Origin of the sequence: Pedobacter lusitanus (assembly GCF_040026395.1) — a bacterium.
GTDB classification, from domain to species: Bacteria; Bacteroidota; Bacteroidia; order Sphingobacteriales; family Sphingobacteriaceae; genus Pedobacter; species Pedobacter lusitanus.
In genome coordinates this window covers 3,749,010-3,762,227 of the sequence record NZ_CP157278.1, presented here as the reverse complement: position 1 = coordinate 3,762,227, position 13,218 = coordinate 3,749,010, and the positions used below count along the sequence as shown (strand labels likewise).

Here is a 13,218-nt window from a genome sequence, read left to right as displayed (position 1 = left end):
AGAGCCCTTTTATTGGTATTTAGAATCATTATAAAAACGAAGCTTGGCTGAGCCGGTAAAACCTATTGTCCCCGGATGGCATTATCATTTAAAGCGCCTGGTTAAAATTTGATTTTACAATCCCTCTGGATAAATCAGCTGTAATAAAGTTCAGGGGAATTACGCCATATTTTCCGTTTGTATTACCGCTGAAAAATGTTGTGATCTTAGGATTTATGTAATTATTTACAGCAATAATATCTGGAATACCGAAAATAAGGGACTTAAACCCACTTCCAAAATTGATATACAACCTGTTTGAAGTATCATCATGAGCAGCATTCAGCAAACTGTTGACACTGGCCCACTTGGCCTCCACCTTTGAAACTTTATATTCATCCTGAATTTTCAGATTTGCCGCTTTATTATTAATTTCAAAAGTTGCATTATCTTTCCAGGCAGTAGCATCAATTCCTTTTGCATTTGCTGTACTGAATCTCCTCAATAGCTTAATTTTGCCACGTATAGATGAAAGCCTGGAAATATCAGTACCCAGATCCCATTTTGATGCATTTTCCTTAACGTAGGCATCAAAAGTTTCTTCAAAGCTGCGTGTATTACCTGAAGGCGTATATTCTTCCTTTACGCTCATAATTACTGTTTCCGAAGGATTTGCATCAAGGAAGTCAATGCATGCCTTTAAAACGTCGCTAAAGTTCAAATTCTGGTAAACCAGATCGTGATGAATAGTAAAGCTGTTATTGAAATGTCTGCATCTCACATCCAGAAATCTTACACCAGCTGTTAACTGATCTGCAATAGTCAGGTTCTGACATTTGGCTGTACCAGATACCGGTTCGAATCTTGCACCAGAATCATGTGTCCCCGGGATGGATATTTGTGCGATGCTTGTGGTATCCGGTATAAAGCTCATCCAGTTACTCAGCGTGTAATTTAACAAAGCCGTCTGCTTTGTTTTTACTGAGCTCTCTTTTTTCATTTCAGGGTTATACCCTAAACTGTCCTGCTTCTTACAGGCGGTGAAGATCATTACACCAAACGTTAATAAGACTAGTTGTAGTTTTCTACTGTTCATAATAAATTGTTTTTCCGGTTAGATTACCTGCAAATACGATTTATCTATCGATTTTGCTTAACGCTAAACTAGTATGGAATTGTTAATTTATCACGTGTCAAAGATTAAGTTTAAATACTATAAACAAAAAGAGTAACCCGCCCCCGGATTACCCTAATTAACTAACTTATTAAAATAAAAAAACTGGCTGTTGGGGAAGGAGTCGAACCTTCAAGGGGAAGTTAGCATCAGCTCAAAAAATTAATTTGTGGTCAACCCATAAACTGTGTTTATCCCATGATCCCCACCACCGAGACAAGAAGGTGTGTCTGCCAATTTCACCACCCAACATTAAATAAAGAACAACATTCTTTGGCTGTAGGGGAAGGAGTCGAACCTTCAAGGAGTAGTTAGCCTTTACAGGTTTTCCATATTCTCCACCACCGAGACAAGGAGGTGCGTCTGCCAGTTCCACCACCCTACAGAGTATAAGCAATTATTAAAATGAACGTTTTTTTCTTACTTGCTTGATACAAATGTAATGATAGACTGCATACGTTGCAAATATTTTAATCAATTAATTTCATTATTACAATTATTGTAATTATATTAGATCATCATTAAAATTAATTGAAATCATGCTCAAAAAAGAAAGCCAAAATTTAGAAATTGATAACCTCGATATTGACATTTTAAAGCAGCTGATGCAGGATGCAACTAAACCTTACACAGAAATAGCTAAAGATCTGATCGTTTCGGGTGGTACTATTCATGTCAGAATGAAGAAACTTCAGGAAATGGGAATTATAAAAGGTTCACATTTAATTATAGATCCGCAGAAAGCGGGTTATGATATCTGTGCATTTCTGGGAATCTACCTTGAAAAAGGTATCCAGTATAAAGACGCTGTTGAACAGCTCAGTAGAATTAAGGAGGTTGTAGAACTTCATTATACTACTGGTGCTTATAGTATGTTCGCGAAAATTATCTGCAGGGATACCAACCATTTGCGTCATGTATTAAATGAAGAGATTCAAGCAGTAGCCGGTATTCAGCGAACAGAGACATTGATCTCACTGGAAGAAAGTATCAGAAGACAGATAGAGCTGGGTTAGAAATCCCGGCTTTAATATGAAGCTGAATTACCTGTTTCATTAATTCTAAAGGCAGAAATTATTATTCTCAAAGCTCTGTGATCTTCAGAGAAAACCAGGGCGGTCTATATACAAAAAAGGTTGTGCTGTAAAAGTCTGTAAACTCAATCAGGAAAGACTTATAAACTCCATGCAGAAAAGTTTATAAGCTAGATGCAGAAAGGTTTATAAGCTCGATGCGGAAAAGTCTATAAACAAGAAAAGCCTGTAGTTTCCTACAAGCTTTCTTTAAGATTTGGCACCGACCTACTCTCCCACGTGTTACCGCAGTACCATCGGCTCTGGTGGGCTTAACTTCTCTGTTCGGAATGGGAAGAGGTGGACACCACCGATATAGGCACCTAAATGTCTTTATCAATTGTTATTGATCAATATTTTATTTGTTTTTCTCCAAATAACCTTTACAGTTATCCTGTTTCCAGCTCAGAGACAAACGATGACATATTATTGAAAGAAGTTAGTTATGAAGAACAAACAACAGTTTATTGCTCTTGAAAGCTTCGGATGATTAGTATTACTCGACTATGCTGTCACCAGCTTTACATCTGTAACCTATCAACGTAGTAGTCTGCTACGGTCCTATATGGAATTCTCATCTCGTGGCTAGTTTCGCACTTAGATGCTTTCAGCGCTTATCTATTCCCAACGTAGCTACTCTGCAATGCCCCTGGCGGAACAACAGATTCACTAGAGGTTAGTCCAACCCGGTCCTCTCGTACTAAGGTCAGCCCCACTCAAAATTCCTACGCCCACAACAGATAGGGACCGAACTGTCTCGCGACGTTCTGAACCCAGCTCGCGTGCCACTTTAATCGGCGAACAGCCGAACCCTTGGGACCTTCTCCAGCCCCAGGATGTGACGAGCCGACATCGAGGTGCCAAACCTCCCCGTCGATATGAGCTCTTGGGGGAGATCAGCCTGTTATCCCCAGCGTACCTTTTATCCTTTGAGCGATGGCCCTTCCATGCAGAACCACCGGATCACTATATCCGTCTTTCGACCCTGCTCGGCTTGTCTGCCTCACAGTCAAGCAAGCTTATGCTATTGCACTCCTCATACGGTTACCAAGCGTATTGAGCTTACCTTTGAAAGCCTCCGTTACCTTTTTGGAGGCGACCACCCCAGTCAAACTACCCATCAAACAATGTCCTCTCCTAAAAGAGTTAGACACCGAATACAAAAAGGGTGGTATTTCAACGTTGACTCCACAACACCTAGCGATGCCACTTCATAGTCTCCCACCTATCCTACACATCCTGTATCCAATGTCAATGTTAAATTGTAGTGAAGGTGCATGGGGTCTTTCCGTCCCGTTGCGGGTACCCGGCGTCTTCACCGGGACCACAATTTCACCGAGCTCATGGCTGAGACAGCGCCCAGATCGTTACACCATTCGTGCAGGTCGGAACTTACCCGACAAGGAATTTCGCTACCTTAGGACCGTTATAGTTACGGCCGCCGTTTACTGGGGCTTCGATTCAATGCTTCGCCTTGCGACTAACATCCCCTCTTAACCTTCCAGCACCGGGCAGGTGTCAGGCCTTATACTTCATCTTTCGATTTTGCAAAGCCATGTGTTTTTGTTAAACAGTCGCCTGGGCCTTTTCACTGCGGCTGACATTGCTGTCAGCGCCCCTTCTCCCGAAGTTACAGGGCCATTTTGCCGAGTTCCTTAGCCATGATTCACTCGAGCACCTTAGAATTCTCTTCCCGGATACCTGTGTCGGTTTGCGGTACGGGTTTTTATAACCTGAAGCTTAGCGGTTTTTCTTGGAAGTCTGATTACCTGCGCTATCCACTTACCCGAAGGCTTGCGGTACTATCGACCTTTAGCAAAGAATGCGGATTTGCCTACATTCCCTATACCTACAGTCTTTAACGATCTATTCCGTCAGATCGCGGCAGTGTCACTACTCCGTCCCCACATCGCAGTTATAAAAAGTACTGGAATATTAACCAGTTGTCCATCGAATTTCCCCTTCGGGTTCTCCTTAGGCCCCGACTAACCCTGATCCGATTAGCGTTGATCAGGAAACCTTATCCTTTCGGTGGGCAGGTTTCTCGCCTGCCTTATCGTTACTTATGCCTACATTTGCTTTTCCAGAAGCTCCACCCTGGCTTACGCCAAAACTTCGCTGCCGCTGGAATGCTCCCCTACCGTAATATTAATATTACCCATAGCTTCGGTGTACTACTTTATGCCCGTTTATTATCCATGCACGATCGCTCGACTAGTGAGCTGTTACGCACTCTTTAAATGAATGGCTGCTTCCAAGCCAACATCCTAGCTGTCTAGGCAATCGCACCTCGTTAGTTCAACTTAGTAGTAACTTAGGGACCTTAGCTGATGGTCTGGGTTCTTTCCCTCTCGGCCCGTGACCTTAGCACCCCGGGCCTCACTGCAGTGTATATTTAATAGCATTCGGAGTTTGTCTGGATTTGGTAGGATTTGACTCCCCCGCACCCAATCAGTAGCTCTACCTCTAGTAAACTTAACCACCACGCTGTTCCTAAAAACATTTCGGGGAGTACGAGCTATTTCCCAGTTTGATTAGCCTTTCACCCCTACCCACAGATCATCCGGAAACTTTTCAACGTTTATCGGTTCGGTCCTCCAGTACGTGTTACCGCACCTTCAACCTGTCCATGGGTAGATCACAAGGTTTCGCGTCTACCTCCCCTGACTATACGCCCTATTCAGACTCGCTTTCGCTTCGGATCCATGTCTTAAACATTTAACCTTGCCAGAGAAGAGTAACTCGTAGGCTCATTATGCAAAAGGCACGCCGTCACGCCACCTGGACGCTCCGACCGCTTGTAAGTACACAGTTTCAGGTTCTATTTCACTCCCCTGTTCGGGGTTCTTTTCACCTTTCCCTCACGGTACTGGTTCACTATCGGTCTCTCAGGAGTATTTAGCCTTACCGGATGGTGCCGGCAGATTCCCACAAGGCGTCTCCGACCTCGCGGTACTCAGGATACTACTAGACTAATGTTACTTACGTGTACGCGGCTCTCACGCTATATTGCCAGGCTTCCCATCCTGTTCCACTTCATTTCATTAATGCCACATCGTAGTCCTACAACCCCAGCTATGCCGTAACATAACTGGTTTGGGCTCTTTCCAGTTCGCTCGCCACTACTTTGGAAATCATTATTATTTTCTCTTCCTCTGCTTACTTAGATGTTTCAGTTCGGCAGGTTTGCGCATCGTAATGCGACTAGTCTTCAACTAGCCAGGTTTCCCCATTCGGAAATCTTCGGATTAATTCATATTTGCTAATACCCGAAGCTTATCGCAGCTTATCACGTCCTTCATCGCCTCTGAGAGCCAAGGCATCCCCTGTGTACTCTTTCTTACTTTCTTCTCTCCATAGCCTTTTGCGCCTATGGAAATGCTTTTTTTGATGGTTATTAACCCTACGGATTGTATCAGTGCAAGCACCTTTACCTTCCTTCAAGCTAACAACGTCTCTATTGTTGTTTGCTCTTCTTTATTAACTTCTTCCAATATGTCAAAGAACTTTTCTATCCCCGGTACATTGCTGTTCCTATTTCTATGCCTTTTATTTTAAGCATGGGTGATGGTGGAGAATAACGGAGTCGAACCGTTGACCTCCTGCGTGCAAGGCAGGCGCTCTAGCCAGCTGAGCTAATCCCCCTTAGAATTATAACTGTAGTCCCGAGCAGATTTGAACTGCTGACCCCTACATTATCAGTGTAGTGCTCTAACCAAACTGAGCTACGGGACTAAATTGTCTTTACTGCAGTAGGTGAACACTTATTCGATGTTTCATCCTATGGGTTTTTCTTTTGAGATTTGTTGTCATTTACTTATACCAATTGATCAATCGGTATATCATTTACGCAGCGAGTAATCTACCTTTCTCCAGAAAGGAGGTATTCCAGCCGCACCTTCCGGTACGGCTACCTTGTTACGACTTAGCCCCAGTTATCGGTTTTACCCTAGGACGCTCCTTGCGGTTACATACTTTAGGTACCCCCAACTTCCATGGCTTGACGGGCGGTGTGTACAAGGCCCGGGAACGTATTCACCGTATCATTGCTGATATACGATTACTAGCGAATCCAACTTCAAGAGGTCGAGTTGCAGACCTCTATCCGAACTGTGAATGGCTTTTGGAGATTTGCTTGCTGTTACCAGCTTGCTGCCCTCTGTACCATCCATTGTAGCACGTGTGTAGCCCCGGACGTAAGGGCCATGATGACTTGACGTCGTCCCCTCCTTCCTCTCTGTTTGCACAGGCAGTCTGTTTAGAGTCCCCACCTTAACGTGCTGGCAACTAAACATAGGGGTTGCGCTCGTTGCGGGACTTAACCCAACACCTCACGGCACGAGCTGACGACAGCCATGCAGCACCTAGTTTCGTGTCCTTGCGGACTCATCTATCTCTAAATGATTCACTAACTTTCAAGCCCGGGTAAGGTTCCTCGCGTATCATCGAATTAAACCACATGCTCCTCCGCTTGTGCGGGCCCCCGTCAATTCCTTTGAGTTTCAATCTTGCGACCGTACTCCCCAGGTGGAATACTTAACGCTTTCGCTTAGCCGCTAACTGTGTATCGCTAACAGCGAGTATTCATCGTTTAGGGCGTGGACTACCAGGGTATCTAATCCTGTTTGATCCCCACGCTTTCGTGCCTCAGCGTCAATAAAATCATAGTAAGCTGCCTTCGCAATCGGTGTTCTGTGACATATCTATGCATTTCACCGCTACTTGTCACATTCCGCCTACCTCTAATTCATTCAAGCTCTTCAGTATCAAGGGCACTGCGATGGTTGAGCCACCGTCTTTCACCCCTGACTTAAAAAGCCGCCTACGCACCCTTTAAACCCAATAAATCCGGATAACGCTTGGATCCTCCGTATTACCGCGGCTGCTGGCACGGAGTTAGCCGATCCTTATTCCTTCGGTACATTCAGCACATTACACGTAATGTGGTTTATTCCCGAATAAAAGCAGTTTACGACCCAGAGGGCTGTCTTCCTGCACGCGGCATGGCTGGTTCAGAGTTGCCTCCATTGACCAATATTCCTTACTGCTGCCTCCCGTAGGAGTCTGGTCCGTGTCTCAGTACCAGTGTGGGGGGTCATCCTCTCAGATCCCCTAGACATCGTGGTCTTGGTGGGCCGTTACCCCGCCAACTAACTAATGTCACGCATGCCCATCTTAATCCTATAAATATTTGATCATTGTACAATGCTGTACTGTGATTTTATGCGGTGTTAATCCGAATTTCTTCGGGCTATCCCCCTGATTAAGGTAGGTTGCATACGCGTTACGCACCCGTGCGCCACTTTCGCTACCAGCAAGCTGGTAACTATCGTTCGACTTGCATGTATTAGGCCTGCCGCTAGCGTTCATCCTGAGCCAGGATCAAACTCTCCATTGTAAAATGTGTTGTTTGAACGCTGACCATTCTTAACTTGTATTAATAATAGTCTTTATTCTTATTTGTCTGTCAGAATAGACTTAAAAAACTCGCGCGGTTCATGTACTTTGAACTTGTACGTGTTTACCTCGCTACGTTTGTAAATGACATCTCTTTAATGAACTTCTCGACTTAACCTCCCGGCAGTCTATATATGTTGCAATGCTAATCTTTCTAATCCCTCAAGTCTTAATGTTCTCAAGGTCTTTTCCAGCTTCTCATCGTTTCAATCTTGTTTATTTGCTTTGTCAACATCCGTTGTAAAGCTTCCCGTTTTTGTTGGGACTGCAAAGGTAGAAATCTTTTTTAATTTGTCAAGCTTTTTATTTTTTATTTTTGAAGTTTTTTATTCCTTCTTCAAACTCAACCAATCTCTGTTTTTGCACCCTCTCCATATCCTTTTCACTGTTTCCCTTCCTCCGAAGCGGGATGCAAAAGTAGGAAAATTATACCGCTATCCAAACATTAATACACTATTAATTGTATCATTCCTTTAACTGCATGATTATCAGTTCAAAATACCGTAAACTATTTTCAAAAGAATAAATCAATCACCAGAAGCCCCCTTCAAAACCGTAGAAGTGAGACCAGATATTCACGGAAAGTATATGTATAATAAAATCATTCTTCTATAAGGATGAGCTTAAGCATCCGGCATAAAAAATAAAAAGAGGCAAAAGCATTGTAGAAATAAGATGATAAAGCGCAAAACGCTTTAAAAGACCTGACCAGATTAACCAGGCTATGAAGAATTAAACTTGTAAATACTTATCGAATGATAAATTACTCAGGAAGCGCTTTAAGCAGCTCTTTAGCAGGAACAGATGCAGGGTTGCCATTCTTATCCCCGACTACGAGGTTTTCATTATTCAGGGCGGCTTCCTCAACCAGGTTGCGCAAAGCCTTTTTAAGCCCAACCATTACTTTATCAGTAAATGTCATGTCTTGTAATAAGGAATTAGCTTTTTCCATGGTCCTGTTGCTTAATAATACTATTCCAAAGTTCGTTATTATAAACTGCTTTTCCAAAGCCGTCAAATTTAGCAATCACATCAGGGGTTACATAGGTGTTATCAACAAGTGTCCACTGATCACACACCGACATATACAAATTATATAAATTATAAATTCCCCTGTAATATCTACGCACTATAACATCCGAAGGGATATGATGTCCTCCCTTACTTACACGCTTTGCTACCCGTTCTATAGCCAAATCCGGTGAGCTTAACCAAAAATACAACAAGCTAACCTTATATCCCAACCGATGCGCTTCCTTAACCAGGGAAACATAACTACGTGTAGCTAGTGTCGTTTCAAAAGCAAAGTCAAGCCCGGCAGCCATCAATTCACGAATTCTGTTAAGCATAATTCTACCAGATTCAAAAGCAACACTTTCAGGATTAAATGGAGATAAGCCAGCGGCGATATTATCTGCATTTACAAATTCCCTGCAATTTAGAATTTCAGGTAAAATCGTATAACTGGCCGTTGTCTTTCCTGCGTCATTACAACCGGATACGATATATAGATTAGGCAAAAGATCCCGCTCCCATCGAGAATACTTCTTGTATACTACTTAGTAAGTAAAAAATTGATTGTTTCATTAAAGCTAAAGGTAGAAATTATTATTCTCAAAGCTCTGTGATCTTCAGAGAAAACCAGGGCGGTTTATATACAAAAAAAAGGTTGTGCTGTAAAAGTCTGTAAACTCAATCAGGAAAGACTTATAAACTCAATGCAGAAAGGTTTATAAACTCGATGCGGAAAGGTTTATAAGCTCGATGCGGAAAAGTCTATAAACAAGAAAAGCCTGTAGTTTCCTACAAGCTTTCTTTAAGATTTGGCACCGACCTACTCTCCCACGTGTTACCGCAGTACCATCGGCTCTGGTGGGCTTAACTTCTCTGTTCGGAATGGGAAGAGGTGGACACCACCGATATAGGCACCTAAATGTCTTTATCAATTGTTATTGATCAGTATTTTATTTGTTTCTCTCCCAATAACCTTTACAGTTATCCTGTTTCCAGCTCAGAGACAAACGATGACATATTATTGAAAGAAGTTAGTTATGAAGAACAAACAACAGTTTATTGCTCTTGAAAGCTTCGGATGATTAGTATTACTCGACTATGCTGTCACCAGCTTTACATCTGTAACCTATCAACGTAGTAGTCTGCTACGGTCCTATATGGAATTCTCATCTCGTGGCTAGTTTCGCACTTAGATGCTTTCAGCGCTTATCTATTCCCAACGTAGCTACTCTGCAATGCCCCTGGCGGAACAACAGATTCACTAGAGGTTAGTCCAACCCGGTCCTCTCGTACTAAGGTCAGCCCCACTCAAAATTCCTACGCCCACAACAGATAGGGACCGAACTGTCTCGCGACGTTCTGAACCCAGCTCGCGTGCCACTTTAATCGGCGAACAGCCGAACCCTTGGGACCTTCTCCAGCCCCAGGATGTGACGAGCCGACATCGAGGTGCCAAACCTCCCCGTCGATATGAGCTCTTGGGGGAGATCAGCCTGTTATCCCCAGCGTACCTTTTATCCTTTGAGCGATGGCCCTTCCATGCAGAACCACCGGATCACTATATCCGTCTTTCGACCCTGCTCGGCTTGTCTGCCTCACAGTCAAGCAAGCTTATGCTATTGCACTCCTCATACGGTTACCAAGCGTATTGAGCTTACCTTTGAAAGCCTCCGTTACCTTTTTGGAGGCGACCACCCCAGTCAAACTACCCATCAAACAATGTCCTCTCCTAAAAGAGTTAGACACCGAATACAAAAAGGGTGGTATTTCAACGTTGACTCCACAACACCTAGCGATGCCACTTCATAGTCTCCCACCTATCCTACACATCCTGTATCCAATGTCAATGTTAAATTGTAGTGAAGGTGCATGGGGTCTTTCCGTCCCGTTGCGGGTACCCGGCGTCTTCACCGGGACCACAATTTCACCGAGCTCATGGCTGAGACAGCGCCCAGATCGTTACACCATTCGTGCAGGTCGGAACTTACCCGACAAGGAATTTCGCTACCTTAGGACCGTTATAGTTACGGCCGCCGTTTACTGGGGCTTCGATTCAATGCTTCGCCTTGCGACTAACATCCCCTCTTAACCTTCCAGCACCGGGCAGGTGTCAGGCCTTATACTTCATCTTTCGATTTTGCAAAGCCATGTGTTTTTGTTAAACAGTCGCCTGGGCCTTTTCACTGCGGCTGACATTGCTGTCAGCGCCCCTTCTCCCGAAGTTACAGGGCCATTTTGCCGAGTTCCTTAGCCATGATTCACTCGAGCACCTTAGAATTCTCTTCCCGGATACCTGTGTCGGTTTGCGGTACGGGTTTTTATAACCTGAAGCTTAGCGGTTTTTCTTGGAAGTCTGATTACCTGCGCTATCCACTTACCCGAAGGCTTGCGGTACTATCGACCTTTAGCAAAGAATGCGGATTTGCCTACATTCCCTATACCTACAGTCTTTAACGATCTATTCCGTCAGATCGCGGCAGTGTCACTACTCCGTCCCCACATCGCAGTTATAAAAAGTACTGGAATATTAACCAGTTGTCCATCGAATTTCCCCTTCGGGTTCTCCTTAGGCCCCGACTAACCCTGATCCGATTAGCGTTGATCAGGAAACCTTATCCTTTCGGTGGGCAGGTTTCTCGCCTGCCTTATCGTTACTTATGCCTACATTTGCTTTTCCAGAAGCTCCACCCTGGCTTACGCCAAAACTTCGCTGCCGCTGGAATGCTCCCCTACCGTAATATTAATATTACCCATAGCTTCGGTGTACTACTTTATGCCCGTTTATTATCCATGCACGATCGCTCGACTAGTGAGCTGTTACGCACTCTTTAAATGAATGGCTGCTTCCAAGCCAACATCCTAGCTGTCTAGGCAATCGCACCTCGTTAGTTCAACTTAGTAGTAACTTAGGGACCTTAGCTGATGGTCTGGGTTCTTTCCCTCTCGGCCCGTGACCTTAGCACCCCGGGCCTCACTGCAGTGTATATTTAATAGCATTCGGAGTTTGTCTGGATTTGGTAGGATTTGACTCCCCCGCACCCAATCAGTAGCTCTACCTCTAGTAAACTTAACCACCACGCTGTTCCTAAAAACATTTCGGGGAGTACGAGCTATTTCCCAGTTTGATTAGCCTTTCACCCCTACCCACAGATCATCCGGAAACTTTTCAACGTTTATCGGTTCGGTCCTCCAGTACGTGTTACCGCACCTTCAACCTGTCCATGGGTAGATCACAAGGTTTCGCGTCTACCTCCCCTGACTATACGCCCTATTCAGACTCGCTTTCGCTTCGGATCCATGTCTTAAACATTTAACCTTGCCAGAGAAGAGTAACTCGTAGGCTCATTATGCAAAAGGCACGCCGTCACGCCACCTGGACGCTCCGACCGCTTGTAAGTACACAGTTTCAGGTTCTATTTCACTCCCCTGTTCGGGGTTCTTTTCACCTTTCCCTCACGGTACTGGTTCACTATCGGTCTCTCAGGAGTATTTAGCCTTACCGGATGGTGCCGGCAGATTCCCACAAGGCGTCTCCGACCTCGCGGTACTCAGGATACTACTAGACTAATGTTACTTACGTGTACGCGGCTCTCACGCTATATTGCCAGGCTTCCCATCCTGTTCCACTTCATTTCATTAATGCCACATCGTAGTCCTACAACCCCAGTTATGCCGTAACATAGCTGGTTTGGGCTCTTTCCAGTTCGCTCGCCACTACTTTGGAAATCATTATTATTTTCTCTTCCTCTGCTTACTTAGATGTTTCAGTTCGGCAGGTTTGCGCATCGTAATGCGACTAGTCTTCAACTAGCCAGGTTTCCCCATTCGGAAATCTTCGGATTAATTCATATTTGCTAATACCCGAAGCTTATCGCAGCTTATCACGTCCTTCATCGCCTCTGAGAGCCAAGGCATCCCCTGTGTACTCTTTCTTACTTTCTTCTCTCCATAGCCTTTTGCGCCTATGGAAATGCTTTTTTTGATGGTTATTAACTCTACGGATTGTATCAATGCAAGCACCTTTACCTTCCTTCAAGCTAACAACGTCTCTATTGTTGTTTGCTCTTCTTTATTAACTTCTTCCAATATGTCAAAGAACTTTATTGTCCCAGATATTTGTATTTCTACTTCTATCCTATTTCCTATACCTTTTATCTTAAGTACGGGCCAATGGTGGAGAATAACGGAGTCGAACCGTTGACCTCCTGCGTGCAAGGCAGGCGCTCTAGCCAGCTGAGCTAATCCCCCTTAGAATTATATGTAGTCCCGAGCAGATTTGAACTGCTGACCCCTACATTATCAGTGTAGTGCTCTAACCAACTGAGCTACGGGACTATTTACCTCAGTGCAGTATTGTTGTTGAGGTGTCTCAGCACAATTCCTTTTCCTCGGTCAATACCTTCTTTCAGTAGGCGAACAACTATTATGATGTTTCATCCTATGGGTTTTTCTTTTGAGATTTGTTGTCATTTACGCATACCAATTGAACAATCAGTATATCATTTACGCAGCGAGTAATCT

4 protein-coding genes, 6 tRNA genes and 5 rRNA genes are annotated in these 13,218 nt (G+C 44.1%); 1 reads left to right on the top strand and 14 read right to left on the bottom strand.

Translation table 11 applies throughout. The features are described from left to right. Positions 1–88: 88 nt before the first annotated feature. From PL_RS16170 to PL_RS16160, 3 genes are all read right to left on the bottom strand, one after another. The gene (locus PL_RS16170; protein WP_041883361.1) at positions 89–1,075 is read right to left on the bottom strand and encodes a phosphatidylinositol-specific phospholipase C; all 987 of its coding nucleotides are present in this window, start codon (positions 1,073–1,075) and stop codon (positions 89–91) included. Between the two features lie 184 nt (positions 1,076–1,259). Continuing rightward, positions 1,260–1,405, bottom strand: a tRNA-Asp gene (locus PL_RS16165). Between the two features lie 22 nt (positions 1,406–1,427). Further along, positions 1,428–1,538: transfer RNA gene (locus PL_RS16160), tRNA-Asp, on the bottom strand. Between the two features lie 154 nt (positions 1,539–1,692). On the opposite strand from PL_RS16160, the gene PL_RS16155 reads away from it, so the two are divergent. After that, positions 1,693–2,169: an Lrp/AsnC ligand binding domain-containing protein gene (locus tag PL_RS16155; protein WP_041883359.1), complete on the top strand. Its 477-nt coding sequence runs from the start codon at positions 1,693–1,695 to the stop codon at positions 2,167–2,169. A gap of 272 nt (positions 2,170–2,441) precedes the next feature. Here the strand turns inward: PL_RS16155 and rrf (PL_RS16150) are convergent. From rrf (PL_RS16150) to PL_RS16100, 11 genes are all read right to left on the bottom strand, one after another. Further along, positions 2,442–2,553: ribosomal RNA gene (rrf, locus tag PL_RS16150) — 5S ribosomal RNA — on the bottom strand. 144 nt (positions 2,554–2,697) lie between these two features. Further along, a 23S ribosomal RNA gene (locus PL_RS16145) occupies positions 2,698–5,576 on the bottom strand. Positions 5,577–5,794: 218 nt separating this feature from the next. Further along, positions 5,795–5,871: transfer RNA gene (locus tag PL_RS16140), tRNA-Ala, on the bottom strand. 15 nt (positions 5,872–5,886) lie between these two features. After that, positions 5,887–5,961, bottom strand: a tRNA-Ile gene (locus PL_RS16135). Positions 5,962–6,102: 141 nt separating this feature from the next. Next, positions 6,103–7,624 (bottom strand): 16S ribosomal RNA (locus PL_RS16130). Positions 7,625–8,446: 822 nt separating this feature from the next. After that, positions 8,447–8,635 (bottom strand): hypothetical protein, encoded by a 189-nt coding sequence (locus PL_RS16125; RefSeq protein ID WP_041887102.1) that lies wholly within the window; start codon positions 8,633–8,635, stop codon positions 8,447–8,449. After that, entirely contained in the window at positions 8,622–9,203 is a 582-nt protein-coding gene (locus PL_RS16120; RefSeq protein ID WP_041887104.1) for a zeta toxin family protein, read from the bottom strand. The genes PL_RS16125 and PL_RS16120 overlap by 14 nt, the downstream gene beginning before the upstream one ends. Positions 9,204–9,504: 301 nt before the next feature. After that, positions 9,505–9,616, bottom strand: a 5S ribosomal RNA gene (gene rrf / locus PL_RS16115). Positions 9,617–9,760: 144 nt separating this feature from the next. Next, positions 9,761–12,639: ribosomal RNA gene (locus PL_RS16110) — 23S ribosomal RNA — on the bottom strand. Together the 16S, 23S and 5S rRNA genes with 4 tRNA genes alongside form the textbook arrangement of a ribosomal RNA operon. 229 nt (positions 12,640–12,868) lie before the next feature. Next, a tRNA-Ala gene (locus tag PL_RS16105) sits at positions 12,869–12,945 on the bottom strand. Positions 12,946–12,958: 13 nt separating this feature from the next. Then, positions 12,959–13,032, bottom strand: a tRNA-Ile gene (locus tag PL_RS16100). Positions 13,033–13,218 lie beyond the last annotated feature (186 nt).